Source organism: Sagittula sp., assembly GCF_052825245.1.
In genome coordinates this window covers 159533-184935 of the sequence record NZ_JBRBWD010000015.1, presented here as the reverse complement: position 1 = coordinate 184935, position 25403 = coordinate 159533, and the positions used below count along the sequence as shown (strand labels likewise).

General features: G+C 65.2%; 24 protein-coding genes. 13 read left to right on the top strand and 11 right to left on the bottom strand.

The annotated features are described in order from the left end of the window. Nucleotides 1–146: 146 nt before the first annotated feature. The 5 genes from ACU0DV_RS05585 to ACU0DV_RS05565 all read left to right on the top strand — a co-directional run bounded on the left by ACU0DV_RS05585 (nucleotide 147) and on the right by ACU0DV_RS05565 (nucleotide 5447). Nucleotides 147–710, top strand: a complete 564-nt coding sequence (locus ACU0DV_RS05585) for a L,D-transpeptidase (protein ID WP_446273484.1) — start codon at nucleotides 147–149, stop codon at nucleotides 708–710. Between the two features lie 162 nt (nucleotides 711–872). Next, nucleotides 873–1406 carry a superoxide dismutase family protein gene (locus ACU0DV_RS05580; protein ID WP_254698164.1) on the top strand — a complete coding sequence of 178 codons (534 nt, stop codon included), beginning with the start codon at nucleotides 873–875 and terminating at the stop codon, nucleotides 1404–1406. Between the two features lie 126 nt (nucleotides 1407–1532). Then, a complete protein-coding gene (locus ACU0DV_RS05575) occupies nucleotides 1533–2237 on the top strand; it encodes a CoA transferase subunit A (RefSeq protein ID WP_100929708.1) in 705 nt (234 codons plus the stop codon). Continuing rightward, a complete protein-coding gene (locus ACU0DV_RS05570) occupies nucleotides 2237–2860 on the top strand; it encodes a CoA transferase subunit B (RefSeq protein WP_100929709.1) in 624 nt (207 codons plus the stop codon). Before ACU0DV_RS05575 ends, ACU0DV_RS05570 begins: the two co-directional genes overlap by 1 nt. 229 nt (nucleotides 2861–3089) lie before the next feature. Then, nucleotides 3090–5447 (top strand): mechanosensitive ion channel domain-containing protein, encoded by a 2358-nt coding sequence (locus ACU0DV_RS05565; RefSeq protein ID WP_446241217.1) that lies wholly within the window; start codon nucleotides 3090–3092, stop codon nucleotides 5445–5447. A gap of 335 nt (nucleotides 5448–5782) precedes the next feature. Here ACU0DV_RS05565 and ACU0DV_RS05560 read toward each other — a convergent pair whose 3' ends face one another. Both ACU0DV_RS05560 and ACU0DV_RS05555 read right to left on the bottom strand, forming a co-directional pair. Next, nucleotides 5783–6232: a phasin family protein gene (locus ACU0DV_RS05560; RefSeq protein WP_100929711.1), complete on the bottom strand. Its 450-nt coding sequence runs from the start codon at nucleotides 6230–6232 to the stop codon at nucleotides 5783–5785. A gap of 126 nt (nucleotides 6233–6358) precedes the next feature. Further along, nucleotides 6359–8161 carry a PHA/PHB synthase family protein gene (locus ACU0DV_RS05555; protein ID WP_100929712.1) on the bottom strand — a complete coding sequence of 601 codons (1803 nt, stop codon included), beginning with the start codon at nucleotides 8159–8161 and terminating at the stop codon, nucleotides 6359–6361. Nucleotides 8162–8293: 132 nt separating this feature from the next. Here ACU0DV_RS05555 and phaZ point away from each other — a divergent pair, with 132 nt between their 5' ends. Next, nucleotides 8294–9562 carry a polyhydroxyalkanoate depolymerase gene (gene phaZ / locus ACU0DV_RS05550; protein ID WP_283980803.1) on the top strand — a complete coding sequence of 423 codons (1269 nt, stop codon included), beginning with the start codon at nucleotides 8294–8296 and terminating at the stop codon, nucleotides 9560–9562. 130 nt (nucleotides 9563–9692) lie between these two features. On the opposite strand, the gene ACU0DV_RS05545 is transcribed toward phaZ, so the two are convergent. Further along, nucleotides 9693–10232, bottom strand: a complete 540-nt coding sequence (locus tag ACU0DV_RS05545) for an adenine phosphoribosyltransferase (protein WP_100929714.1) — start codon at nucleotides 10230–10232, stop codon at nucleotides 9693–9695. A 293-nt stretch (nucleotides 10233–10525) separates the two neighbouring features. Between ACU0DV_RS05545 and ACU0DV_RS05540 the strand changes: the two genes are divergently transcribed. After that, nucleotides 10526–10693: a hypothetical protein gene (locus ACU0DV_RS05540; protein ID WP_198521738.1), complete on the top strand. Its 168-nt coding sequence runs from the start codon at nucleotides 10526–10528 to the stop codon at nucleotides 10691–10693. Nucleotides 10694–10741: 48 nt separating this feature from the next. On the opposite strand, the gene ACU0DV_RS05535 is transcribed toward ACU0DV_RS05540, so the two are convergent. The 5 genes from ACU0DV_RS05535 to ACU0DV_RS05515 all read right to left on the bottom strand — a co-directional run bounded on the left by ACU0DV_RS05535 (nucleotide 10742) and on the right by ACU0DV_RS05515 (nucleotide 14356). Continuing rightward, on the bottom strand, nucleotides 10742–11362 hold the full coding sequence (locus ACU0DV_RS05535) for a LysE family translocator (RefSeq protein WP_446241216.1): 621 nt from the start codon (nucleotides 11360–11362) through the stop codon (nucleotides 10742–10744). 4 nt (nucleotides 11363–11366) lie between these two features. Beyond that, the gene (locus tag ACU0DV_RS05530) at nucleotides 11367–12044 is read right to left on the bottom strand and encodes a DUF2927 domain-containing protein (protein WP_370312631.1); all 678 of its coding nucleotides are present in this window, start codon (nucleotides 12042–12044) and stop codon (nucleotides 11367–11369) included. An 11-nt stretch (nucleotides 12045–12055) separates the two neighbouring features. Further along, nucleotides 12056–12412, bottom strand: a complete 357-nt coding sequence (locus ACU0DV_RS05525; RefSeq protein ID WP_100929717.1) for a 5'-methylthioadenosine phosphorylase — start codon at nucleotides 12410–12412, stop codon at nucleotides 12056–12058. 74 nt (nucleotides 12413–12486) lie between these two features. Beyond that, complete coding sequence (locus ACU0DV_RS05520; protein WP_446241215.1) at nucleotides 12487–13356, bottom strand: S-methyl-5'-thioadenosine phosphorylase; 870 nt, start codon at nucleotides 13354–13356, stop codon at nucleotides 12487–12489. A 247-nt stretch (nucleotides 13357–13603) separates the two neighbouring features. After that, nucleotides 13604–14356, bottom strand: a complete 753-nt coding sequence (locus tag ACU0DV_RS05515) for a sulfite exporter TauE/SafE family protein (RefSeq protein ID WP_446241214.1) — start codon at nucleotides 14354–14356, stop codon at nucleotides 13604–13606. Nucleotides 14357–14645: 289 nt separating this feature from the next. Between ACU0DV_RS05515 and ACU0DV_RS05510 the strand changes: the two genes are divergently transcribed. After that, nucleotides 14646–16274 carry a SulP family inorganic anion transporter gene (locus tag ACU0DV_RS05510; protein WP_446241213.1) on the top strand — a complete coding sequence of 543 codons (1629 nt, stop codon included), beginning with the start codon at nucleotides 14646–14648 and terminating at the stop codon, nucleotides 16272–16274. Nucleotides 16275–16349: 75 nt separating this feature from the next. On the opposite strand, the gene ACU0DV_RS05505 is transcribed toward ACU0DV_RS05510, so the two are convergent. Together ACU0DV_RS05505 and ACU0DV_RS05500 are read right to left on the bottom strand one after the other, a co-directional pair. Beyond that, nucleotides 16350–17000: a CatB-related O-acetyltransferase gene (locus tag ACU0DV_RS05505; RefSeq protein ID WP_446241212.1), complete on the bottom strand. Its 651-nt coding sequence runs from the start codon at nucleotides 16998–17000 to the stop codon at nucleotides 16350–16352. Between the two features lie 211 nt (nucleotides 17001–17211). Then, nucleotides 17212–17817, bottom strand: coding sequence for a flavin reductase family protein (locus ACU0DV_RS05500; protein WP_100929722.1), 606 nt, complete (start codon nucleotides 17815–17817; stop codon nucleotides 17212–17214). 119 nt (nucleotides 17818–17936) lie between these two features. Here ACU0DV_RS05500 and ACU0DV_RS05495 point away from each other — a divergent pair, with 119 nt between their 5' ends. Beyond that, a complete protein-coding gene (locus ACU0DV_RS05495) occupies nucleotides 17937–18428 on the top strand; it encodes a GNAT family N-acetyltransferase (protein WP_283980794.1) in 492 nt (163 codons plus the stop codon). 58 nt (nucleotides 18429–18486) lie between these two features. Then, entirely contained in the window at nucleotides 18487–19248 is a 762-nt protein-coding gene (locus ACU0DV_RS05490) for an EcsC family protein (protein ID WP_446241211.1), read from the top strand. A gap of 360 nt (nucleotides 19249–19608) precedes the next feature. Here the strand turns inward: ACU0DV_RS05490 and ptsP are convergent, their stop codons facing one another. Then, nucleotides 19609–21849, bottom strand: a complete 2241-nt coding sequence (gene ptsP / locus ACU0DV_RS05485) for a phosphoenolpyruvate--protein phosphotransferase (protein ID WP_446241210.1) — start codon at nucleotides 21847–21849, stop codon at nucleotides 19609–19611. A gap of 544 nt (nucleotides 21850–22393) precedes the next feature. On the opposite strand from ptsP, the gene ACU0DV_RS05480 reads away from it, so the two are divergent. From ACU0DV_RS05480 to ACU0DV_RS05470, 3 genes are all read left to right on the top strand, one after another. Continuing rightward, nucleotides 22394–23572 (top strand): 3-deoxy-D-manno-octulosonic acid transferase, encoded by a 1179-nt coding sequence (locus tag ACU0DV_RS05480; RefSeq protein WP_446241209.1) that lies wholly within the window; start codon nucleotides 22394–22396, stop codon nucleotides 23570–23572. Between the two features lie 51 nt (nucleotides 23573–23623). Further along, on the top strand, nucleotides 23624–24049 hold the full coding sequence (locus tag ACU0DV_RS05475; protein ID WP_446241208.1) for a DUF1178 family protein: 426 nt from the start codon (nucleotides 23624–23626) through the stop codon (nucleotides 24047–24049). Between the two features lie 100 nt (nucleotides 24050–24149). Beyond that, nucleotides 24150–25388, top strand: coding sequence for an aspartate kinase (locus tag ACU0DV_RS05470; RefSeq protein ID WP_100929728.1), 1239 nt, complete (start codon nucleotides 24150–24152; stop codon nucleotides 25386–25388). Nucleotides 25389–25403: the final 15 nt, after the last annotated feature.

Genomic DNA, 25403 nt, shown 5'->3' with positions numbered 1-25403 from the left:
GCGACGGAGGCGGAAAGCCGCCTCCAACCGTCTGATCTGTTGCGAAAAAGCACTCACATTCGTGGTAAAGAATGTGTGATTTCCAAAACTCGCCACCCGCCTCCATGGTGCCCGCATCGAAACAGGCAACAAGGAGGGACCCCTTCATGACGAAGTCGAGCATCACCCGGCGCAAGCTGCTGAACACCGGTCTCGTGGCAGGGGCCGCGGCGCTGATCGTCCCGGCCACGGCGCGTGCGGCGGACGTGCGGCGCAACGTCTCCAGCTTCGTGATGCAGGACTGGCGCGACCATTTCTCGGAGATCGGGAAAGGCTGCATCGTCTGCGATACCGAAAGCCGCGCGCTGCACTACTGGGCGGCCGATGGCGTCGATTACCGCATCTACCCGACCTCCGTTCCGAAGTCCGACGAGCTGACGAAGCGCGGCTACACCGAGATCGTGCGCAAGAAGGTCGGCCCCTCCTGGACCCCCACCGCCAGCCAGATGGAGCGTTTCCCCGACTGGAAGCCCGTCGCAGGCGGCGCGCCCGACAATCCGCTGGGCACGCATGCGATGTACCTGAGCTGGCCCGCCTACCTGATCCACTGCACCCACGACACGCGCAAGATCGGGCGCCGGTCGTCCGACGGCTGCATCGGGCTCTACAACGAGAAGATCGCCGAACTGTTCGAGATCACGCCCATCGGAACGCAGGTCCGCCTGATCTGACTGAGGGTCCGTGACTGCAGGCCTCTGACTGGGGTACCGCGCTTTTTGCGCTACCTCCGAACCACCGGGACAACGCGGGCGTTTGTCCATGGTACGCCCCTGCACGGGCTCCTCCGGGAAGCCCGTGCCGACTAGGGGCACCCAACCAGAGGAGGATAGATCGTGACACGTTTCATGCTGACCACGGCCATGGCGGCGATGCTTGCATCGGGCGCCTGGGCCGAAAGCCACGGGGCCGCGATGGACCAGCCGGGGCAGACCGCTTCGGCCGACCTGATCAACACCGACGACGAGAGCATCGGCACCGCCACCCTGACCGACGGTCCGGCGGGCATGCTGATCCATGTCCGCGTCGAAGGCCTGACACCGGGCAAGCACGGTCTGCACCTGCACGCCGTCGGCACCTGCGAGTCCTCCGAGGGCTTCACCACCGCCACCGGCCATGTCGGCAAGGTGGAGGGCGGCCACGGCCTGCTGAACCCCGAAGGACCTGAGCCGGGCGACCTGCCCAACATCTTCGTGGGAGAAGACGGCATCGGCGAGATGGAGGCCTATTCGACACTCGTGGATGTGGCCTCCCTGCTGGACGAGGACGGCTCCACCTTCATCATCCACGCACAGGGTGACGACCACATGTCCCAGCCCATCGGAGGGGCGGGCGACCGCGTCGCCTGCGGGATCATCAAGGGTCAGTGACACAACGAGGGGGCGGTCGGTTCGGCCGCCCCCGTCGCGTTGGGGCGCTACCATGACGCGGCCGCGTTGACTCTCTGCTGCAGAGCGGCGACAACCTGCGTCAGTACCGCACAGGAGGGGTGTTTCATGAAGAAGGTATACGGTTCGGCGTCCGAAGCGCTGGACGGCCTGTTGAGCGACGGCATGCTGATCGCGGCGGGCGGGTTCGGTCTTTGCGGCATTCCCGAGCTTTTGATCGACGCCTTGGTGGAAAGCGGCGTGAAGGACCTGACGGTCGCGTCCAACAACGCGGGCGTCGACGATTTCGGCCTCGGCAAGCTGTTGGCGACCCGCCAGATCAAGAAGATGATGTCGTCCTACGTGGGCGAGAACAAGGAGTTCATGCGCCAGTACCTCGGCGGTGAGCTCGAACTGGAATTCAACCCGCAGGGCACCCTGGCCGAGCGCATGCGCGCCGGTGGGGCAGGTATCCCGGGCTTCTACACCAAGACCGGCGTCGGCACCCAGATTGCCGAAGGTAAGGAAGTGAAGACCTTCGACGGCGAGGATTACATCCTCGAACGCGGGATCTTTGCCGACCTCTCCATCGTGAAGGCATGGAAGGCCGACGATACCGGCAACCTCGTGTTCCGCAAGACGGCGCGCAACTTCAACCCGCCGGCCGCGATGTGCGGCAAGGTCTGCGTGGTCGAGGTCGAAGAGATCGTGCCCCGTGGCTCCCTCGACCCGGATCACATCCATCTGCCCGGCATCTACGTGCACCGGATCGTCCAGGGCGAACACGAGAAACGGATCGAACAGCGCACGACGCGCAAGCGGGAGGAAGCGTAATGCCCTGGGATCGTAACCAGATGGCCGCACGCGCGGCGGAAGAACTCGAAGACGGCATGTACGTGAACCTCGGCATCGGCATTCCGACGCTGGTGGCAAACTACGTGGGCGACAAGGACATCACGCTCCAGTCCGAGAACGGCATGCTGGGCATGGGTCCGTTCCCCTTCGAGGGCGAAGAGGATCCGGACCTCATCAACGCGGGCAAGCAGACGATCACTGAACTGGCGCGTACGTCCTACTTCGACAGCGCCATGTCCTTCGGCATGATCCGCGGCGGCAAGATCGCGGCGGCGATCCTCGGCGCCATGGAAGTGGCCGAAAACGGCGACCTCGCGAACTGGATGATCCCCGGCAAGCTCGTGAAGGGCATGGGCGGCGCGATGGACCTGGTGGCCGGTGTCGGCAAGGTCATCGTGGTGATGGACCATCAGAACAAGGCAGGCGAGTCCAAGGTGCTGAAGGAATGCACCCTGCCGCTGACCGGCAAGGGCGTGGTGAACCGCATCATAACCAACCTCGGCGTGCTCGACGTGGTCGAGGGCGGTCTGAAGATCGTCGAATGTGCCGATGGCGTGACCGAGGACGAGATCCGCGCGGCGACCGACGCGACCATCGTCTGATTTTCGATGCACGGCATAAGGGGCGGCTCCGCTTGGGGCCGCCTTTTTTGTTGACCGGGCGGGGCGGCAGACCGCTTCCACACGGTCATCGGCGGCGCATTTTCTTGACCTCGCACCCGCAGCGCTAAGTCGTTTGGCGCAATCCGCGCCTGGCGGGGCAGGGACATTGGCCCCGCGGGGGACATCGCGGTCTCGGAACGTTGAGCAGAACAAGAACAAGGAGCTCTTCATGAGGGTTCATATCCGGCAGGGTCTGTTTGCCTGCCTTGTCGCCTTACTCGCAATCCTTGCCCTTCCGGCTTCTGTGCAGGCGCAGGACACCGCGGCAACGACCGGTGTCGCCAGCGGTGTCGAGGCACTCACACCCGCGCAGGCCAAGGCGCTGGCCGATCTTCTGGCCGACGACGCCACGCGCGGCGCGCTGATCGACGCCCTGAACCGCACCGGAGAGCCTGCGCAGGCCAGCGATACCTCCGGCGAAACCGTGACCGAAGCGGTGACCGGCGCGGTCGAGGACGAGGCGACGGACCCCGGTGAAACCTCTTTCAGCCGCCGGATTGCAGCCGCCACGCAGGACACCGCAGAGCGCATCGCGGGCAGCCTCGGAGGGTTCTGGCAGGGGTTCAGCCGGGCGCCCGAGACATTGGGCAGCGCCCTGTCGATCAATCCCGACATCATCCTGACCGCGCTGCGCGACCTCGCCCTGGTGATCGTCGCGACGGTCCTGCTTTACAATGTCCTCAGGTGGATCGCGAAACGGCTGTTCCGACGGATGGGCAACCTGGCCGGGGATGCCGGTCCGGCGCAGACCGCGCTGATCATTGTCACCTCCGTCATCATCGACGCCATCGTGGTGGTGATCGCCTGGGGAGCCGGCTACGCCCTTGCGATTACGGCCTTCGGCGACGCCGGGCAGATCGGCATCCGGCAGACGATGTACCTCAACGCCTTCCTGATCGTGGAAATGGTCAAGGTGCTGATCCGCGCCGTCATGTCGCCCACGACCGCGCAACTGCGCACCGTGAACGTTCCGGACCGGGGCGCGCGCTATGTCGCGCGGTGGCTGACCTTCCTCGTCAGCCTGCTGGGCTACGGCCAGCTGCTGGTGGTGCCGATCATCAACCAGAACGTCAATTTCACCACCGGCCGGGGCGTGTCCACGCTGATCTCTGCCGTGGCCATCGCCATCCTGATCTGGATGGTGCTGAAGTGGCGCCGGGTGGTGGCCGACTGGCTTCTGGGTGAACGCAGGCTGAGCGAGGGGCGCGGGCTCCTGAAGTTCCTCGCCCGCAACTGGCACGTCCCGGCACTGATCTATCTCGTGGTCGTGCTGGCCATCGTGCTGGCCCGTCCGGGCGGCATCCTTTTCCCGCTCCTGGGCACATCGGCGAAGGTGCTGGGTGCCATCGTGCTGGGCTTCATCGCCTCCAACCTCGTGAGCCGCGCCATCATGCGGGGCGTGCGGGTGCCCTCCGGGGTGTCGCAAAGGCTGCCGCTGCTGGAGCGACGCCTGAATGCCTTCGTGCCGCGGGTGCTGACGATCCTCAAGGTGGCGATCGTGCTGGCGGTGGTCATGTTCACGCTCAATACCGTCGGTGTGCTGGACGTTCAGGGCTGGATGGAAAGCCAGATCGGCGTGCGCACGACCGCCGTCGTCCTGCGCGTCGCGGTCATCCTTACGGTGGCCTTCCTGATCTGGCTGGCCGTGAATTCCTGGGTGGATTTCCGTCTGAACCCGGAATTCGGCTCCGTCCCGACGTCCCGGGAACAGACGCTTCTGGCGCTGCTGCGCAACGCGGTGACCATCGTACTGGTGGTCATCACGCTGATGTTCGTGCTGTCGGAGGTGGGCATCGACATCGCGCCGCTCCTCGCGTCGGCCGGGGTGCTGGGTCTGGCCATCGGTTTCGGTGCGCAGAAGCTGGTGCAGGACATCATCACGGGCGTCTTCATCCAGCTTGAGAACGCGATGAACGTGGGCGACGTTGTGACCGTCGGCGGGACCACAGGGACGATCGAACGCCTGACGATCCGGTCGGTCAGCCTGCGCGACCTGCACGGCGCATTCCACATCATCCCGTTCTCCTCGGTGGACATGGTGACGAACTACATGCGCGAATTCGCCTTCTGCGTGACTGACATGGGCATCGCCTACCGCGAGGACATCGGCGAGGCCAAACAGGCGATGTTCGACGGGTTCGAGGAGCTGCGCGCCAATCCCGACTGGGGGCCGCATATCCTCGAGGACCTGCAGTGGTTCGGCCTGAACAGCTTTGGTGCCAGCGAAGTGGTGGTGCGCGCACGGATCAAGACGGTGCCGGGCCAGCAATGGGGCATCGGGCGTGCCTACAACGAGATCCTGAAACGGATTTTCGACGAGCGCGGCATCGAAATCCCGTTCCCGCACCAGACCATCTATTTCGGCGAGGACAAGCAGGGGCAGGCGCCCGCGGCGCCGGTCCGCATGACCATCGAACAGACGCCGAAGTCCGCCCCCGCGCCGTCCGGCGGGACGACGGGGCAGCCGGAAACGCTGGACTCGTCGATCAACACCTCGCCCGACGACGAACCGCCGGGAGATCGGTGAGGACATCGTCGCGCCATGCGGACACAGCCGCACCGGCGCGGGATACCCGGAAAACAGGAAACGCCCGCGCGAGGGATCGCGCGGGCGTTTTCATGTCCTGATGCGAACCGTTCCTGTGCCGTCACCCGTCGGCGGACCGGCGCAACCACCTTTGGGAAGCGTCATGTCGAAATCGGAAGCGACTGCGCCTCCCTGCAGGCCGCACGAGGTAATCCCGGCATACAGGGAGGCGCATAAAGAAGGGGCGGGCTCCTAAGAACCCGCCCCAGGATTTTGCGCCTGAATGGGAGGAGAGGGCGCAAAAAACCGGTCCTCGGCCCAGAAGGGCCCAGGGATTACTTGGCCGCTTCGGAGACTTTCTTGGTCGCCGCGGTCATCTCGTCGGTTGCCTTCTTGGCAGCCGCGGTCATGTCCTCGGAGAAGTCCTTGCCAGCGGCCATCATCAGCTCGACGGTGTCCATCTGCACTTTCTTCGCGATTTCGGCGAAGGTTGCCATGTGCTCGGCTGCGGCTTCGGCCTGGGAGGCTGCGAAGTCGGTCATCGCCTTGGCGTAGTCGGCCGGCTCTTCCTTGGCGGAAGACAGCTCGGCGATCTTCGACAGGGTTTCCTTGGTCCAGGATGCGGACAGCTCGGTCGACTTCTCGGCAGCTTCAAGCGCCACTGCGGAGAGCTTCTCGCTCATCGTCGCGGTGGTCTTGAAGGCGTCTTCCATTGCCTTCGTGTCAACCGGGAAGGAACCCATCATTTCTTTCATCATAGCGGTGAAGTCTTGCGTCTGTGCCATTTTATTCCTCGTAATCTCTCTGCTGCTCTGCGGGCCCGCCCCGCGTCTGTGCAACTGAGAGAAATATGCATGCTGCAGCGCAGCATTTCAAGTGTTTTTCTGCGCCGCAGCAAAAATTCCTTCAACTCATTGAATTTGTTTCGCCGCTTTCATCTTCACATAAGTGCCGGGTGCAGGGGCGAGAACCTCGTAGCCAGAATCACCCGGAACGCGAGCATCCACCTTCTTCCCGGCGCGCTTCTTCAGCCATGCTTCCCAATGCGGCCACCACGATCCGGGGTGATGTTCGGCGCTGGCCTTCCAGTCTTCGAAGGACAGGCTGAGATCGTCGTTGATGTAATGACCGTACTTGTCCTTGCCCGGCGGGTTGACGATGCCGGCAATGTGGCCGGACTGGCCCAGAACGAACTGCTTGTTCTTCGACCCCATCATCTGCACGCCGCGATAGACGTCCCGCGCGGCGGCGATGTGGTCGGTTTCCGTCGCAATGGACATCAGGGGCACGTCCACATCCGCCACCGACAGCTTTTCGCCGAACAGTTCATAGCCGCCCTCGGCGAACTCGTTGCGCTGGCAGAGCGCGCGGAGGTACTGGCGAAACATCTTGCCCGGCAGGTTCGCGCCATCGCCGTTCCAGTAGAGCAGGTCGAAGGCGGGGGGCGTTTCCCCCATCATGTACGACTTGATCGCCGGTCCGTAGATCAGGTCGTTCGACCGCAGGAACGAGAAGGTCCGCGCCATGATGAAGTGCGGCAGCATCCCTTCCTGGTCGATCTCCTGTTCGATGCCGTCGGCAAAATCGTTCTGCAGGAAGGGCGTGAACTCGCCCTGGTCGCTGAAATCGGTCAGGGCGGTGAAGAAGGTGGCCGACTTGACCGACTTGTCGCCGCGCTTCTTCATCAGCGACAGGGCGATGGAAAGCGTCGTGCCGGCGATGCAGTAGCCGACGGCATTCACCTTGTCGACGTCGCAGATGTCCTTGGCGATCTCCATCGCCTTCAGGAACCCCTCTTCGACGTACTCTTCCATCCCGACGTCGCGGTAGCGGCCATCCGGGTTGACCCAGCTGACCACGAAAAGGGTGTAACCCTGATCCACGACCCAGCGGATGAAGGAGTTCTGCGGTTTCAGGTCGAGGATGTAGAACTTGTTGATCCACGGCGGGAACAGCACGATGGGGGTCTCGTGCACCTGGTCGGTGGTGGGGCTGTACTGGATCAGCTCCATCATGCGGTTGCGGTAGACCACCTCGCCCTTGGCCGTGGCGATGTTCTCGCCGATCTCGAATGCGCTTTCGTCGACCAGCCGCACGACCATCTCGCCGTTGTTGGCCTCAAGGTCGGCCACGAGGTTCTCGAGCCCCTTCACAAGGCTCTCGCCCTCCGTCTCCACCGCCTTCATCAGCGCGTCGGGGTTGGTCGCAAGGAAGTTGGTGGGGGCAAACATGTCGATGATCTGCTGGCTGAAGTAGCGCAGGCGCCTCTTCTCCTTGGGGTCCATGTCGTCGATCGACTCGACCGCATCGCGGATCGCGTCCGCGTTGATGAGGTATTGCTGCTTCACGTAGTTGAAATAGGGGTGGGTGTCCCACAGGGGATTCTTGAACCGCTTGTCGGTGGGGCCCGGATCCTCGGGCGCGGACAGCTTTCCGGAGGCGAGCGCATGCTGCGCCTCGACGAAATGCGAAACGGTCTTTCCCCAGAATCCCACCTGCTGCTCGATCAGCTTGGCGGGGTTGGTGACCCACTCCTGCATGTAGGCCTGCGCCGCCTTTACATAGAGGGAACTGTCCGGGCCGTTCAGGGCTTCAGGGGTGGGATGGCGCCGTGTCAGCGCTGCAACCATGCGCTGTGAGAGCTCTTCGACCTTCTTGAGATTCTCCTCAAGCCGTTCTCTATCTTTCCCTGCGGCAACAGTGTTCGTTGTCATTTCAAGAATTCCCCCCTATCTTCGCAAACGCAGAAATACCGTCGCCGGGGTCGGGGGGCAAAGCGACGAAATGGCTCGGGTCCGACCGCCGACGTGGCTGCGTCGACCCCCATGATAATAGGAGTGGCTGTCATGCGCTACATGGCGACGTACGATCTGATGGAAACGATGCGTAATACCAGCCAATGGCTTGGCGCAACGGCCCGAACGGCTGCATCCTACCCGGCGATGTCCCTGATCCCCAACCCGATGATCCAGTGGATGGCCGCCTGGGGCGAAGTGACGGAACGCACCTACGAACGCATGGTGGTCAAGCCCGACTGGGGAATCCGCACGTTCACCTGCGAGGACGGCAAGGACCACCTCGTCGATATCCGCAACGTGGTCGAGAAGCCGTTCGGCAACCTGATTCACTTCGACGTCTCCGGACGCGAGGAACAGCCGCGCAAGATCCTGCTGGTCGCCCCGATGTCCGGCCACTACGCGACACTCGTCCGCTCCACCGTGAAGTCGCTCCTGGTGAATTGCGAAGTCTACGTCACCGACTGGCACAACGCGCGCGACATCCCCGTGAGCTGCGGCAAGTTCGATGTTGAGGACTACACCCTCTACCTGATGGATTTCATGCGTCACCTCGGGCCCGACACCCACGTGATCGCCGTGTGTCAGCCCGCGCCGCTGACGCTGGCCGCGACCGCCTACCTGGCCGAGATCGACCCGGATGCGCAGCCGCGCACGCTGACCCTGATCGGCGGCCCGATCGATCCAGATGCCACGCCCACGGATGTGACCGACTTCGGCCGCCGCGTAACCATGGGTCAACTCGAAGAGACGATGATCCAGCGCGTGGGCTTCAAGTACAAGGGCGTGGGCCGCATGGTCTACCCGGGACTGCTGCAGCTCACCTCCTTCGTCAGCATGAACGCGGACCGGCACGTCAAGGCGTTCCAGGACCAGATCCTGCGCGTGGCCAAGGGGCAGGCGTCGGACCATGACGCACACAACCGATTCTACGACGAATACCTCGCCGTGATGGACATGCCGGCGGAATTCTACCTGTCGACGGTGGAGCGGGTCTTCAAGAACCGCGAAATCGCGAAGAACGAATTCGTGGTGAACGGCCACAAGGTCGACATCGGCAAGATCACCAGCGTTGCGGTGAAGACGGTCGAAGGGTCGAAGGACGACATTTCCGCCCCTGGCCAGTGTGTTGCGGCGCTCGACCTCTGCACCGGTCTGCCGGCATCGAAGAAGGCGAGCCACCTCGAGCCGGGCGCAGGCCACTATGGCATCTTCGCGGGCAAGAGCTGGCGGAACAACATCCGTCCGCTGGTGCTCGACTTCATCGACGCCAACTCGGCCGCTCCGAAACAGGCGGAATCGAAGGTCGTCAATCTCTGACACCCCATTCCCGACGATGAAAAAGGCGCGCCCGGTCGGCGCGCCTTTTGCGTTTCCAGGGAACTGGCCTGCCGCTACACGTCCCGCAAGGCGGATCGGTCTGTCTACGGGGGCAAGTTGGCGAGTGCCTTCAGAGCCCGCCGTATTCCACCAGCGTGTGCACATCCATCCCGAGCGCCTCCAGCCGCTTGCGCCCGCCAAGGTCCGGCAGATCGACGATGAAGGCGCAGCCGATGATCTCGCCGCCAAGCCGCTCAACCAGCTTGATCCCGGCCTCGGCGGTGCCGCCGGTCGCCAGCAGGTCGTCCACGATCAGGATCTTCTCGCCCGCCTCGATGGCGTCGTCATGCACCTCGACCACCGCCTCGCCGTACTCCAGCTGGTACTCCTCCGAGATCACGGCGCCGGGCAGCTTGCCTTTCTTGCGGACCGGCACGAAGCCTGCCGACAACTGGTGCGCCACCGCGCCGCCAAGGATGAACCCCCGCGCCTCCAATCCCACCACCTTGTCGAACCGGACACCGGCATAGGGCAGAAGCAACTGGTCGATGGCCATCCGGAATCCCCGCGGATCGACGAACAGAGTCGTCACGTCCCGGAACATGATCCCCTCGTGCGGGAAATCGACGATGGTGCGGATGTAGTCCTTGATCTCGCGACGGGGTGGCATGAGGCCTCCGGATAAGAAAAAACCGCCCCAAGCGGTAGCGCGGGGGCGGTCCTGCCGCAAGCGTGTTGCCGTGAGTGGCGGTGTCGGGTCAGCGCAGGCGGGTCCAGGATGCGTAAAGCGCGCGCTTGAACCAGCTCAACCGCGGGCGGCGGCCGTCAAGACTGTCGTTCATGAAGATGGACTTGGCATGGAAAGGGCTCATGGGTATACCTCAGTTTTTATAGTTTTACGCTGTACTTTGTATATACAATTCGTGAACCGAAGGTCAATGACGGCAACAGGAGAAGACCGGTTTGGGCAAGGACGACAAGAAAAAGGCCAAAGGCAAGGACGCCCAGCTGGTGCTGCGACTGGATCGTGAGGACCGTGACGCCTTCATCGCCCTGTGCAAGGACATGGACACCTCCGCCTCGCGCGAGGTGCGGCGCTTCATCCGGGACTTCCTGAAAAGCAATGGCTAGGCGCGGCATGGCGTAGGGCGGGGCTTTGCGCCGCCGCCCCGCCAGACATCACGCCCTGCGCAGGGTCGCTGTCAGAACACCCATGCCGATCAGCGTCGCCCCCCCGGCCCGGGTCAGCCAGGTCAGCGCCGAGGGTTTGGCGATCCACTTCCTCAGCCGGTCGGCAGCCAGCGCATAGGCCAGCGCGTTCAGCGTCGCCAGCGTCACGAAGGTCGTGATCAGGATGGCGAATTGCGGCAGCAGCGCACGTGCCGGGTCGATGAACTGCGGCACGAAGGCCACGAAAAACGCGATGCTCTTGGGGTTCAGCGCCGTCACCGCCGCGTTGTGCCAGTAGACCGACCGGGCAGAAACCTCGGCGCGGGGCAGGGACAGGCCCTCGGCGGGCGCCGAACGGATCAGTTTCACGCCCAGCCAGACCAGGTAGACCGCGCCCACCCATTTCAGCACGGTGAACAGCGCGGCAGAGGTCGCCACCAGCGCACCCAGCCCCGCGAGCGAGGCGGACATCGCGACGAAATCCCCGGTGGCCACACCGGCGGCAGAGGCCACGGCGACCGACCTTCCCTTTGACAGGGCATAGGACAGCACCAGCAGGACGGTGGGTCCCGGGATCAGCAGCAGCGCGGTGGAGGCGGCGACAAAAGTCATCCAGATCGAAAGGTCCATGGGGTTACTCCGGTGGGTAATGGCGGCGCAGGGCCATGACGTCCTGCGGCGAGAATTGCTTGGTGTCGTTGCTGTCCTGCGAGAAGATCGAGACGCCTTCGTAGACCGGGTTGCGGATGTCGGTCAGCAATCCCAGCGCCTGCGTCACCTCCTCCAGCATGGCGGATTCGTAGTGCTGGATGTGCAGCCGCGTGCCGAAGAGGATCGTCGCCCGCAGGATGGTCTTCGTATCGCTGCGCGACCAGACGATGACCCGCGCGCCCGTGACCGTGGTGCCGTCCGCGCCGTCGATCCCGGTCCGCGCCAAGGGTTTGCTGCCGTCGGTGTCGAGGAAGTGGATGCTGATGTCTGCCTCGGACGCCGGCCCCACCTGTTCGACCCGGATGCCCGCACCAGCCGCGTTGATGTACTGCACCGCACGCGCCAGCGCCGCCTCCGCCCGTTTGGTCTTGCCGCCCAGGAAGGCCCGGTCCATCGACGCGATCCGCACGCGCACCGGGCGTTCGTCGCTCCAGTGCAGCATCGGCTTGACGCAGCGAGCCCCCGGCGGGGCCGCGCAGGCCACGAGCCGGTAGAAATCGTCGTCCGACAGCCAGCCGTCGGATTCCACGTAATCCTGTGCGGCGGGGGCCGCGTTTGCGGTGAAGGCGGCCAGAACCAGGCCGCAAAAGGCAGGACGCATGGGCAGGCGGATCACTTCTGCGGATTGGTGTTGTCGATCATCTTGTAGACGACACGGTAGAGGTAGGTCGACGGCGGTGCCTGCCGGCATTCTGTCAGCGTGGCCTCGTAGATCTTCAGCCCGCCGACCTTCTCGACGATGTCGGTGAACCCTTTCTCGCGCTCCGTCGTCGCCCGGGTCCAGACACCCAGCACCCAGCCCGCCAGCTGGCCCTTCAGGCTTTCGTCCGACCCCTGGAAGGTCTCGATCACCTCGGCACAGGTCCAGCCGCCGGCGCCCATGATGTAGCTGTCGGTCGAACTGAAGGTGACCTGCGCCGACAGCGGCGTCGCGCATGACACGATCAGGGCGAGGGCAAGATGGCGCATCTCCGGTCTCCTTCGACGCCAACTCTAGCGCCCGGTGGGCGCGTGGGACAAGCCCGCCGGGACCGTTGCACCTGTCAGAGCATCCGCCCCGCCACCGCGTCGAGCTTCAACAACAGGGCCGGGTCGCGCTTGTCGGGGGCGGTCATGATGGCGAACTCCAGCGCGCGGTCGCAGCCGTGCGGGCAGGGCGCACGGTCCGCGCCCAGAAGCGCAGGAAGGCGGCGCACCATTTCGCGCCCCTTGTCGGCGTTGCCCGTCAGGGTGGCGATGATCTCGGTGATCTCCACCGCGCCGTGGTCGGGGTGCCAGCTGTCGTAATCCGTGACCATGGCGATGGAGGCGTAACAGAGCTCCGCCTCGCGGGCGAGCTTGGCCTCGGGCATGTTGGTCATGCCGATCACGTCGCAGCCCCAGGCGCGGTACATCTTCGATTCCGCCGTGGACGAGAACTGCGGCCCCTCCATTGCGAGGTAGGTGCCGCCCTTGTGGATGGTGATCCCTGCATCCTTCGCGGCGGTGTAGCAGGCGTCGCCCAGCCGCGGGCAGGTGGGATGCGCGACCGAGACATGCGCCACGCATCCCGTTCCGAAGAAAGACTTTTCCCGCGCGAAGGTGCGGTCGATGAAGTCGTCGACCACCACGAAATGGCCCGGTGCGTATTCCTCGCGGAACGACCCGCAGGCAGAGACGGAGATGACGTCTGTCGCCCCGAGCCGTTTCAGCGCGTCGATGTTGGCGCGATAGGGCACCGTGGTCGGAGAATGGACGTGCCCGCGCCCGTGCCGCGGCAGGAAGGCCATCTTCACCCCGCCAAGCCGCCCCGTCAGGATCTCGTCCGACGGCGTCCCCCAAGGGGTTTCGACCGCCTGCCAGCGGGCGTCTTCGAGGCCGTCGATCTCGTAAATTCCCGAGCCGCCGATCACGGCGATCATGGTCTCTGTCATGGGGGTCTCCGGGCTGTTCTGGGCAGGTGTCGCGCGCAGTTAGCCATGGCCCGCGCGGGGCTGCAACCGCGGATCGGTGCAGGGGGCGATTGGCTCAGGATCAGGCCGCTGGCGGTCGGCGCTTTGGATTCAGGGGCTTGCCAGAGGCGATGGTCCCGGATTCGATTTCCGTCTCCCGAATTGGTGAAAAAATCACGAAACAGGGAGGGGCGCCAATGTCGTCACCATGCCTGCCGGAACGACAAGGTCAGCCGTATATGTCCAGCCCGCCCTTCACCAGAAGCACGACCGAGAGGATCAGCAGGAAGACCTCGATCACGATCCGGTAGGCGCGTTCCGGCAGATGCGCCGTCAGCCATCGGCCGCCATAGGTGCCTATCATCCCGGTGACGCACAGCGCCGCGACAAGGCCCCAGCGCAGACCATCGAACTGGCCGATGGACCAGTAGGCCGGCAGCTTCACGAGGTTGCCGATGGCGAAGGAGATGGCGACGGTGCCCGCGAACTCCAGCTTTGGCAGGCGCTGCGGTAGCAGGTACGCCTGCACCGGCGGCGCGCCGGAATGGGTGATGAAACTCGCAACGCCGGTAATCGTGCCCCAGAAGACGCCGGGCGCCACGTCCGGGCGGGTCGGTTCCGGTGCCTCTTTCTGCCGAAGGGCGCGTCCCCATGTGCGCGCGATGTACCACAGGCCGATCAGCCCGGTGAAGATCAGCAGCGCCCATTCCGGCGTGTAGGGCGTGATGACGGTGGCGATGGCCACGCCGAGCAGGATCGACGGCAAGAGGATGGCCACGTTGCGGCGGGAATAGTCCTTTCGGTAGAGCCACACACCGATCCAGTCGGTGGCCACGAAGACCGGCAGCAGCGTCGCCGCCGCCGTCACCGGGTTCATAAAGAGCGACAGCATCGGGACCGCGATGGCCGCGGCAGAGGCGAGCCCGCCCTTGGAAAAGCCGACGATCAGCGCCGCGAACAGGAGGAGAGAGGTTTCGAGCACGGGATGTCCTTTCCGGCGCGGACCCGGACGCGGTCGCCCGTCAGGTCAGCTCTGCTGTCCGTCTTGCAGGTCTGCCACGCATCTTCAAGCCGCCGCACGCGCTGTGGACCTTCGTGCCGCGTGGGAGGACGGCAGGGCACTGGAAACCCGTCCGCGGGGCAGAAGAAACCCGTGCATCCGCGCAAATAACTGGCTATAGCACAGCCGAACGCGCTGCTTTGCAGCATTGTCGGTGGTGTTTGCGCTCCCGTTGCGCTATGCCGCCGCCTCGCGACGAAGAGGATCCCCGATGAAGAACACCGTCCTGGCGAACTTCGCCAAACGCCTTGCCATGCCCGACCTGTCCCTGATGCCGGAGGGTAAACTGACACCTGAACGGCTCCGGATCGAGGTGCTGGCCGGCCTGACGGTTGCGCTCGCGCTCGTGCCGGAAGCGGTGGCGTTCGCCTTCGTGGCGGGGGTGCACCCGCTTGTTGGCCTCTACGCCGCCTTCATGGTGGGGCTTGTCACTGCGCTCTTCGGCGGCCGTCCGGGCATGATCTCGGGCGCGACCGGCGCCCTCGCCGTCGTCATGGTGGCGCTGGTGGCGGATCATGGGGTCGAATACCTGTTCGCGACGGTGGTGCTGATGGGCATCCTGCAGGTCTTTGCCGGGGTAATGCAGTGGGGCAAGTTCATCCGGCTGGTGCCGCACCCGGTCATGCTGGGCTTCGTCAACGGGCTGGCCATCGTGATCTTCCTTGCGCAGCTCACGCAGTTCAAGGTTCCGGGCACAACCGAGGTCTCCGGCCACGGTGCAGGGGGCGGCGAATGGCTGACCGGCCTGCCGCTCTACATGATGCTGGGCCTCGTGGCGCTGACCATGGCGATCATCTGGCTTATGCCCAAGGTGTCCAAGGTCGTGCCCGCGCCGCTGGCCGGCATCGCCGTCGTCGCGGCCATCGTGATCGGCTTCGGGCTGGACGTGCCGCGCGTAGGTGACATGGCCTCCATCGAAGGGGGGCTGCCCACGTTCCATGTGCCCATGGTGCCGCTGAACCTCGAGACGCTGCAGATCATCTTCCCCTACGCGGTGATCCTCGCGGCGGTCGGCCTGATCGAATCCCTGCTGACACTGAACCTCGTGGGCGAGATGACCGGCAAGCGCGGCGGCGCCAGCCAGGAGTGCATCGCGCAGGGCGCCTCCAACGTGCTGACCGGTTTCTTTGGCGGCATGGGCGGCTGCGCCATGATCGGCCAGTCGATGATCAACGTGAAGTCCGGCGCGCGCACGCGGATCGCGGGCATCGTGGCGGCATTGTTCCTGCTGTCCTTCATCCTCTTTGCCTCGCCGCTGATCGAGATGATCCCGCTGGCGGCGCTGGTCGGCGTGATGTTCATGGTGGTGATCGGCACCTTCGCGTGGAATTCGCTCAAGATCCTGCTCAAGGTCCCGGCGATGGACGCCTTCGTCATCATCCTCGTGACCGTGGTCACGGTGCTCGAAGACTTGGCCGTCGCGGTGGTCGTCGGTGTCATCGTCTCGGCGCTGGCCTACGCCTGGAACAACGCGCGGCGCATCCACTCCCGCACCTACGTGACGCCCGAAGGGGCCAAGGTCTACCAGGTGCAGGGACCGCTGTTCTTCGGCTCCTCCGACGGCTTTGTCGAGATGTTCGACGTGGCCAGCGACCCCTCGCTGGTGGTGGTCGATTTCGCGGACAGCCGCGTGGTCGACCAGTCGGCGCTTCAGGCGATCGAGGCGGTCGCGGGCAAATACGCGGCCATCGGGAAGACCGTCCAGCTGCGGCACCTGTCGCGCGACTGCCACCGGCTGCTCAACAAGGCCGGGCACCTGATGATCGATTCCGACGACGATCCGGATTATGAACTGGCGGTGGATTACGGGGTGCGGACCGGCATCCTCGGCGGGCACTGACCCCGCTGAACTCCGGATCGGGGCGGCCTGCACGGGCCGCCCCTTTTCATGTCCGGACGCGCGGCAGCGCACGGCTCAGGGCGCCAGCCGTTCCAGCGCGGCAACATCGCCCGCTTCGAGCGCAGGCCGCGCCCTTGCGATCCGCTCAGGCGCCCAGTCCCACCACGCGAGCGCGTTCAGGCGCGCGATGACGTCGTCCGGAAAGCGCATGCGGACGACCGAGGCAGGGTTGCCGGTGACCACGGCGTAATCCGGGATCGACCCGCGCACCACGGCACCGGCCCCCACAATGACACCGTTTCCGATCCGCGCTCCGGGCAGGGCCATGGCGCCATAGCCGAGCCAGACGTCATGACCGATGGTCATGTCGCGGGTGTCCGGCTGGTAGCCTGTCATCGCGGCCGGATCGAGCACGGCGAAGGGGAAGGTGCTCAGGCCGTCCGTCGCATGGTTGGCGGACGAGCCGATGAAGCGCACGCCGTGGGCGATCTGGCAGAACTTGCCGATGGTCAGCCACTCTTGCGAGAACGGGAAGAGGAAGGGCGCGAGCCGCGTGGCCCAGTCCTCGGGCGGGTCGAAGTCGGAGGCGTAGGTGTAGTCGCCGACGACGAACCGCGGATGGTCGACGACGTTCTTCAAGAAGACGGTGCCAAGGTGTGGCGTGCCGTCAGGAAGGGTGATGGGATGACGGCGCGATGCGTCGGGCAGGGCGAAGGGAGCAGGCATGGGGCCTCCTTTGAAATGCTGAACGGGTGTCAGGGGATCAAAGGTGCTGGTCCATTTCGCTCTCCATCGGCTGCGGGCCGTCCATAGCACGGGGCGGACAGCTTGGCCACGGCCCTTGTCCTGCGGACCGGCGGGAGGGTCATGACGGGGGCGGCGGGTAACCTGTTCGGCCTGCGACCGAAGGCGCCCACCCGCCGACCCCGGCGCGCCTTTACTGGCCCGGACGCTTGAGCGAGAACTTCTCGCGCACCACGGTGTAGTCGCGGTAGCCCATCCGCGACAGCGGGTTGTAGGCCAGCACGTCGAAGATGCCGTCGATCAGGCAGTCGTCGCGCATGTGGATGCCCGTGACCTCTCCGAACACCGCGAAGTTGCTGGTGCCCTCCAGCGCCACGATCTGCGTCAGCCGGCATTCGAGGTTCGCGGGGGCCTTTGCCACGCGCGGACAGGCGATGGTCTCGCATTCGGCCTTCTCGATCCCGGCCTCCAGGAACTCGTCGGTTCCGGCGGGCAGGGGGGCAGAGGTGGCGTTCATGGCGTCGCGCATGGCGAATTCGACGATGTTCACGCAGAAGACGCCGGTTTCGCGGATCTGGGCGACGCTGTCCTTGGTGTCGCCGCGGTCTTCCTTCGACGAGGTGGAGGAGAACATGACCTGCGGCGGCGTGTAGGCGCAGGCGTTGAAGAAGGAATAGGGCGCAAGGTTGTCGCGCCCGTCGGCCCCCCGGGTCGAGATCCATCCGATCGGACGGGGGGTGACGATGGCATTGAACGGATTATGTGGCAGGCCGTGGCCGTCAGCTGGGCGGTAGAACATGGTGTCGCTCCTGTTTGCAGGGGATTCCTGCTGGTGATAGGGCGTTTGGAAGCGAAGTGCACGTGCCTCACGGCGCAGGCGACCTGCAACGATGCAGGCGGGAAGGGAGACCGCGACGGGTGTATGTGACGACCGAGGAACGGCCCGAGGACTGGTGGGAAGTCGAGGCGCTGTTCGACCTGGCCTTTGCACCGGGGCGCACGGCCCTGTCTTCTTACCGGCTGCGGGAAGATGTGCCACCCGTGGCACCGCTCTGCCGCATGGCCCGCGACGGGTCTGGCACCACCGTGGGGGCCATCCGCTACTGGCCGGTCCGGATCGGTGAGGCCGAGGTCCTGCTGCTGGGCCCCGTGGCGGTCCACCCCGTGGCGCAGGGCGCAGGGCTGGCGGCGCTCCTGATCCGCGAGACGCTGTCGAAGGCTGCAGAGCTGGGCTTTGAACGGGTTCTGCTGGTGGGTGACCGACCCTATTACGGCCGTTTCGGGTTCGATCGGCTGGAGGGCGTCGAGATGCCGCCGCCCACGAACCCGGCGCGGATCCTGGGGCTGGAACTGGTCGACGGCGCATGGGATGGCGTGACCGGTGAAGTGGAACGCGCGATCCCGGCATGACAGCGGCGTCTTGAACGGCGCGACTTCGGTCACATCTTTTTCAGCAGGAGGACGCGCCATGACCGAGATCATACCTGTCGGAACCACGGAAGAGCAGGTGCGCCTGCTGGCCAAGCGCTACAAATCCGCCAATTCGGTGGGGATGCAACTGCTCAACCTGATCGGCGGACAGGCGGAGAACCTGCTGGAACGGCTGCCGGATTCGGCCAAAGACCGGCTCGAGGTCACCGCAGAGCGTGCCCTGGGCGCCGCGCTGGACGCCGCCGGGCGGACGCGCGGTGTGGTCCCGGACCAGAAGGGCTGGCTCAACACTGCGATGGCGACGGCCATGGGGGTTGCGGGCGGCATGGGCGGCCTGCCGTCGGCCCTCGCGGAACTGCCGGTCACGGTTACCGTTCTGATGCGCGCCATGCTGGGCATCGCCGCCGAACATGGCTTTGACCCGGAAAGCCCCGAGGTTGCGAAGGAGTGCCTTGCGGTCTTTGCCTCAGCCGGTCCGCTGGCGAAGGACGACGGGGCGGATATCGGGTTCTTGGCGGCGCGTGTTTCGCTGACAGGGGCCAGCGTGAACGGCCTGATCGCCCGTGTCGCGCCGCGTGTGGCGACCGCGCTTGGCCAGAAGCTGGCCGCCCAGACGGTGCCGGTTCTGGGCGCCGCGGCGGGGGCCGCCGTGAACTACGCCTATACCTCCTACTATCAGCAGATGGCGCATGTGCATTTCGGTCTCCTGCGGCTGGCAGAGGACAGCGGCCGCCCGCGGGAAGAGCTGCTGGACATGCTCCGCCAGGAACTGGAGCCGCCGCGCATACGCCGTAATTGAATTTCGGATTTTCGGTAACTTTGGCTTAAGGCGCAGGCTGTAGCTTGGCCGCTATCCGGGGTGCAGAAAGCCCTGCGAAGCAATCCGGTCCCAAGACCCTACGCGACAGGCTGTCCTGAAGGCACACAGTACCTGCATGTGGGAACCGGTTCCTGCCGCGCAGAAGTGTGCGCAGGGCTCTTTGCCAGAAGGCGGAGGGCGGAGACGAGACGTCAGAGACTAACGCGCTCCGGTTCGGTGCAAAACGCGCCGGCCGGGGCGCTTTTTCACCGGGGTTGGCGGTTCTGGCATCCGTTGCGGTGGGCCAACCCGGGTCCAAGGGCCGCGTCATGGCATAACGAACATGAGCCGCCGCAGGGCCTAGCTCGAATCCCGCAGGTATTCCATGACCGCCTGCCGCACCGACTGTTCGCCGCGCACGCGCGATTCCTCAATCACATCGCGGATCTCGGTCAGCGAGTAGCGCATCAGCAGCGACTTGACCGGCCCGATGGAGGCCGGGCGCATCGACAGCGTGCGGATGCCTATGGCCGCGAAGCACAGCGCCTCGACCGGGCGGCCCGCATCCTCGCCGCAGAAGGACAGGGCGGTGCCGGATGTCTCGCACCGCTTCACGATCTGTTCGAGGAAGGTCAGGAACGACACGTTCAGGGAATCGTAGCGGCGGCGGACGCGCTCGTTTTCGCGGTCGGCGGCGAAGAAGAACTGCTTCAGGTCGTTGCCGCCGATCGACAGGAACTCCACCTCCTCGAAGAACCGGTCGGAGGCATAGGCCAGCGACGGCGTTTCCAGCATGCAGCCGACGGACAGCCGTTCCGGCACCTTGTGGCCCAGGCGTTTTTCACGCGCGATGACCTTGTCGACCTCGGCGCGGGCACGGGCGTATTCCTCGTACTGCGCGATGAAGGGGAACATGATCGACATGGCGCGGCCATCGGCGGCGCGCAGCAGGGCCTGCAGCTGCATCCGCATGACACCGGGCCGGTCGAGCGCCACCCGGATTGCCCGCCAGCCAAGCGCCGGGTTCGGCTCTTCCTGCGGCTTCATGTATGGCAGCACCTTGTCGGAGCCGATGTCCAGCGTGCGGAAGATCACCCGCCTGTCGCCTGCGGCATCGATGACACGCTTGTAAAGCGCGGCCAGTTCGTCGCGCCGCGGCATCTGGTTCCGGACGAGGAACTGCAACTCGGTCCGGAACAGGCCCACGCCCTCTGCACCGGAGCTTACGAGCGACGGCAGGTCCGCCATCAGCCCGGCGTTCATCATCAGGTGCACCCGTTTGCCGTCTGCCGACACGCATTCGGTTTCGCGGATGGAGGCGTAGCGCTCCTGCGCCTTGGCCTGCATAGCCATCTTGTCGCGGAAGGCGTTCACCACGGTTTCGTCCGGGCGCAGGTGCACCACGCCCTGATCGCCGTCGACAAGGATCAGGTCGCCGTTCAGCGCCTCGTTGGTGATGCGCTCTGCGTGGATCACCAGCGGAATGGCCAGCGCCCGTGCGACAATGGCGGCGTGTGACCCGACCGAACCCTGCTCTAGCACCACACCCTTCAGCCTGCGGCCGTAGTCCAGCAGCTCGCCGGGGCCGATGTTGCGGGCGATCAGGATGGGGGCGTCCGGCATCTCCGCCCCGGTTTCGCGGCCTTGTCCGGTCAGAATGCGCAGCAGCCGGTTCGACAGGTCGTCGAGGTCGTGCAGGCGTTCGCGCAGGTAGCCGTCGGTGACCTGGCTCATGCGGGACCGGGCCTGCGATTGTTCCTTCTCCACCGCGGCCTCGGCGGACAGGCCAAGGGCGATGTCCTCTTCCATGCGCCGCAGCCAGCCCTTGGAGTTGGCGAACATCCGGTAGGCTTCCAGCACGTCGACCTGTTCCTGGTCGCCCATGGCGCCAGCCAGCATCTCGTCCACCGACACGCGCAGCTTGTCCACCGCCTCGCGCAGGCGGCTGGCCTCGCGTTCGGGGTCATCGGTCACGAGGTTGGTGACGACGACGCGGGGTTCGTGCAGCCAGACCTGGCCCATGGCCGTGCCTTCCTGCCCGGTGGCGCCCCGGAACAGCACGGCCTGCGTATGGCGTGCCTTGAGCGCGGCGCCCTCTCCGGTGAACGCGCCCAGTTCGGTCATCTCCGCCAGCACCATGGCGACGACTTCGAGCGCGTAGATCTCGTCGTCGGAGAACTCCCGCGCCTGCTTTGACTGGACGACCAGCACGCCCAGTTTCTCGCCCAGCCGCTGGATCGGAACGCCGAGGAAACTGGAATAGATCTCTTCGCCGGTCTCCGGCATGTAGCGGAAACCGGGCGCGGCGGGGGCGTCGGCGGTGTTGATCAGCTTGCCAGAGCGGGCGACGCGGCCCACCAGACCCTCGCCCAGCTTCATGCGGGTCTCGTGCACGGATTCCGGCTTCAGGCCCTGCGTGGCACACAGTTCAAGCGTATTGGCATCACGGAAGAGGTAGATGGAGCAGACCTCCGTCCCCATGCTGTCGGCGGTGAGGTGGGTGATCTTGTCCAGACGCGCCTGACCGGCGGAGTCCTCGGCCATCGTGTCGCGCAGCCGCCCAAGGAGCTTGCGGCTTTCCGATTCTGATTTGGGCACCATTGACTTGCATTCCTCGGACCGTGCGGCTTGCAGGGATAGAGCATTGAGGCCGCGTTGGGAAATGGCTTTTCAAAACGCGCGCGGCATTTTTCCCGTTAAGGGCGAAAATCCCGGGGCCGAACGATGTGGATTTCAGCGTGACCCTGCATGGGTGGCCCAGGACGAAGGTCCGCTTACAGCCGATTGAATCCCGGCGGTTTTGCGAGTTGTCCCCAGACGTGTCGCGTTGGGCGGCACGCGGCTGGGGATAACTCTGTGGACTCACCGTGTATATGGGATCCCGATGGCTTTCAGGTTCGGCTCCCTGCGATTTCTGGTCGTACAAGGTCAAGAATTCGGAGCAGAAGATCAGGCCGCTGATGCCTTGCGCGGCCTCGCGACCGAGGACGGCGGCCCGAAAATATCCACCAAGCATATCATGAAACTGTCATGTCATTCGGCAGGCAGCGATGCAAATTGCGACCCGTGCACAGCGGTGCTTGGCTTGCAAAGCCGGCGGCCGGCGTCATATGCGCGGGGGCGGTTCCGGGCAAGGGAGACGGGCATGCTGCTTTACCGACTGCTGATCAGCCTCTTCGCCGCCGCAGTCCTCCTGCGCCACGGCTCGTCCCGGCTGAGCGTGCCTGACCCCCAAAAAGGACCGCACGTCTGGCTGCACGGTGCCTCGAACGGTGAACTCGCCTCTGTCCGCCCGGTTCTGGAGCGGCTGATAGAGAGCCGTCCGGACCGAAGGTGGCTTGTGACCGCAAACACCGAAACCGGGCGCGACATGGTGGCGGGCTGGAACCTGCCCGGCGTCAGCGCGCGGCTCGCCCCGGTGGACCTGCAGCGCGTCACCCGCAAGGTCCTCCGCGAGTGGTCCGTCACCGCGCATATCTCGCTCGAAGCGGAGATCTGGGCACATCGCTTCCTCCAGTGCCCGGGACCCGTGATCCTCTTGGGCGCGCGTATGAGCGAGGGCACGGCGCGTGGCTGGGGCCGCGTGCCCGGTCTGGCGCGGCGGGTATTGGGCCGTGTTGGGTTCGCCTCGGCACAGGATGCGGCGTCGATGTCACGCCTGAATGCACTCGGACTGCCGGAGACGGCGCGCGGCCCGGTCGTGGATCTGAAGGCGTTCTACGCGCCCCCGACGGTCTCGCCCCCCGCAGAGTTCCGGCGAGAGAGCACTTGGCTGGCCGCCTCGACCCACGAAGGGGAGGAGGCCACCGTTCTGGCCGCGCATCTCGCCGCGCGGGCATCCGAGCCCGACTTGCGGCTCATTCTCGCCCCGCGGCATCCGCGCCGCGCGGCAGAGGTGCGCGCCATGGCCGAGGATCTGGGGCTGACGGTGGCGCAGCGCAGCCTCGGAGAAACCGACGGTACAGTCTATCTTGCCGACACAATGGGCGAAATGGCCCTGTGGTACGCGGCGGCGGGGCGAGTCTTCGTCGGCGGCACCATGACCGACAGGGGCGGCCACACGCCTTACGAACCTGCCGCCTTCGGCGCCGCCCTGATCCACGGCCCGGACGTGCGCAACTTTCGCGCGGCCTATGCCCGTCTGGCTGGGTTCGGTGCGGCGATTGCCGTTACGGGGACGGATGACCTCGTGCAGGCGCTGACCACGCTTGCGGACCCTGCCGAACAGGCGCGCATGGGCGATCTGGCCCGCGAAACGCTGCGTCCGGAGGCAGGGCTCGAAACGATTTGCGATAAGATCGCGGGAACCCTTGAGCCGGGATAAACGCTTACTTTAATATAGTGCAGTCAAGATGTTTACGGGATCGAGGACGGAATGATCCGTTATGCCCTGAAATGCGCGGAAGGTCACAGCTTTGAAAGCTGGTTCCAGTCCGCGTCTGCCTTTGACCGGCTCGATGCCGCCGGACACGTCACCTGCGCCGTCTGCGGCTCTACCGAGGTGGACAAGGCGATGATGGCCCCGCGCGTCCGCAACGGAGAGGCGGAACAGGTTAAACCCCTGACCGGCGCCCCGCAGCATCCGGCGGAGCAGGCGCTGGCCGCGCTGCGCGATCACGTGGAGAAACACTCGGACTACGTCGGGCGTGACTTTGTGCGCGAGGCGCGGGCCATGCACGTAGGCGAAGTTCCGGAACGCCCGATCTGGGGCGAGGCGCGCTCTGAAGAGGCCAAGGCGCTGGCCGAGGACGGCATCCGGATCGCGCCGCTGCCTTTCCGGCCCACCCGCAAATCCAACTGACCCGATAGCAAGCCACGTTGCGCGGCTGCTGCCGCACGCCGCTCTTGCGCAGCGTCATGCACAGGCGTAAAGGCCCTTCCGACCTGAAGGAAGAAAGATCATGCCTGTTCTCGTGATGAAATTCGGCGGCACGTCCGTCGCCACGCTGGACCGCATCCGGCGCGCTGCAAAGCGCGTCGGCGTCGAAGTTGCCAAGGGCTATGACGTCATCGTCATCGTCAGCGCAATGTCGGGCGAAACCAACAAGCTGGTCGGCTATGTCGAGGAAACCTCGCCGCTGTTCGACGCGCGTGAATACGACGCCGTCGTGTCGAGCGGCGAGAACGTGACTGCCGGCCTCATGGCGCTGACCCTTCAGGAAATGGATGTGCCGGCGCGCAGCTGGCAGGGCTGGCAGGTGCCGGTGCGCACGACCTCGGCGCACGCCTCCGCCCGGATCGAGGAAATCCCGACCGACAACATCATGGCGAAGTTCGGCGAAGGCATGCGCGTCGCCGTTGTCGCGGGCTTCCAGGGCATCTCGCCCGAAGGCCGGATCACCACGCTGGGCCGCGGCGGCAGCGACACCACCGCCGTGGCCTTTGCCGCCGCGTTCGATGCAGAGCGCTGCGACATCTACACGGACGTGGACGGTGTCTACACCACCGATCCGCGCATCTGCGACAAGGCGCGGAAACTGGACAGGATCGCGTTCGAGGAAATGCTGGAACTGGCCAGCCTCGGCGCGAAGGTTCTGCAGACCCGCTCGGTCGAGCTGGCGATGCGCTACAAGGTGAAGCTGCGCGTTCTGAGCAGCTTCGAGGAAATGGACGACGCGGCCGGCACCCTGGTCTGCGACGAGGAGGACATCATGGAAAGCAAGGTCGTGGCCGGTGTGGCCCATTCCCGTGACGAGGCCAAGATGACCCTCGTCTCTGTCGCCGACCGCCCCGGCATCGCTGCGGCGATCTTCTCGCCGCTGGCGGATGCGGGCGTGAACGTCGACATGATCGTTCAGAACATCTCGGAAGACGGGCGGACGGACATGACGTTCTCCTGCCCGACGAACCAGGTGGCGCGCGCACAGAAGGCGATGAACGACGCCAAGGCGTCCGGCCACATCAACTTCCACGAGATCCTTGCCGACACGGGTGTCTGCAAGATCTCGGTCGTGGGCATCGGCATGCGGTCCCACGCCGGTGTCGCCGCCAAGATGTTCAAGGTGCTGGCACAGGAAGGCATCAACATCCAGGTCATCACCACGTCGGAGATCAAGATCTCCGTTCTGGTGGAACGCAAGTACATGGAACTGGCAGTGCAGGCGTTGCACGACGCGTTCGAGCTCGACAAGGCCGACTGACCGGCTTCGTCGGTT

Bases quoted from the DNA above. Each gene is read 5' to 3' on its own strand.
- ACU0DV_RS05585 (WP_446273484.1), top strand. From the start codon at position 147: ATGACGAAGTCGAGCATCACCCGGCGCAAGCTGCTGAACACCGGTCTC.
- ACU0DV_RS05575 (WP_100929708.1), top strand. From the start codon at position 1,533: ATGAAGAAGGTATACGGTTCGGCGTCCGAAGCGCTGGACGGCCTGTTG.
- ACU0DV_RS05570 (WP_100929709.1), top strand. From the start codon at position 2,237: ATGCCCTGGGATCGTAACCAGATGGCCGCACGCGCGGCGGAAGAACTC.
- ACU0DV_RS05565 (WP_446241217.1), top strand. From the start codon at position 3,090: ATGAGGGTTCATATCCGGCAGGGTCTGTTTGCCTGCCTTGTCGCCTTA.
- ACU0DV_RS05560 (WP_100929711.1), bottom strand. From the start codon at position 6,232: ATGGCACAGACGCAAGACTTCACCGCTATGATGAAAGAAATGATGGGT.
- ACU0DV_RS05555 (WP_100929712.1), bottom strand. From the start codon at position 8,161: ATGACAACGAACACTGTTGCCGCAGGGAAAGATAGAGAACGGCTTGAG.
- phaZ (WP_283980803.1), top strand. From the start codon at position 8,294: ATGCGCTACATGGCGACGTACGATCTGATGGAAACGATGCGTAATACC.
- ACU0DV_RS05545 (WP_100929714.1), bottom strand. From the start codon at position 10,232: ATGCCACCCCGTCGCGAGATCAAGGACTACATCCGCACCATCGTCGAT.
- ACU0DV_RS05535 (WP_446241216.1), bottom strand. From the start codon at position 11,362: ATGGACCTTTCGATCTGGATGACTTTTGTCGCCGCCTCCACCGCGCTG.
- ACU0DV_RS05530 (WP_370312631.1), bottom strand. From the start codon at position 12,044: ATGCGTCCTGCCTTTTGCGGCCTGGTTCTGGCCGCCTTCACCGCAAAC.
- ACU0DV_RS05525 (WP_100929717.1), bottom strand. From the start codon at position 12,412: ATGCGCCATCTTGCCCTCGCCCTGATCGTGTCATGCGCGACGCCGCTG.
- ACU0DV_RS05520 (WP_446241215.1), bottom strand. From the start codon at position 13,356: ATGACAGAGACCATGATCGCCGTGATCGGCGGCTCGGGAATTTACGAG.
- ACU0DV_RS05510 (WP_446241213.1), top strand. From the start codon at position 14,646: ATGAAGAACACCGTCCTGGCGAACTTCGCCAAACGCCTTGCCATGCCC.
- ACU0DV_RS05505 (WP_446241212.1), bottom strand. From the start codon at position 17,000: ATGCCTGCTCCCTTCGCCCTGCCCGACGCATCGCGCCGTCATCCCATC.
- ACU0DV_RS05500 (WP_100929722.1), bottom strand. From the start codon at position 17,817: ATGTTCTACCGCCCAGCTGACGGCCACGGCCTGCCACATAATCCGTTC.
- ACU0DV_RS05490 (WP_446241211.1), top strand. From the start codon at position 18,487: ATGACCGAGATCATACCTGTCGGAACCACGGAAGAGCAGGTGCGCCTG.
- ptsP (WP_446241210.1), bottom strand. From the start codon at position 21,849: ATGGTGCCCAAATCAGAATCGGAAAGCCGCAAGCTCCTTGGGCGGCTG.
- ACU0DV_RS05480 (WP_446241209.1), top strand. From the start codon at position 22,394: ATGCTGCTTTACCGACTGCTGATCAGCCTCTTCGCCGCCGCAGTCCTC.
- ACU0DV_RS05475 (WP_446241208.1), top strand. From the start codon at position 23,624: ATGATCCGTTATGCCCTGAAATGCGCGGAAGGTCACAGCTTTGAAAGC.
- ACU0DV_RS05470 (WP_100929728.1), top strand. From the start codon at position 24,150: ATGCCTGTTCTCGTGATGAAATTCGGCGGCACGTCCGTCGCCACGCTG.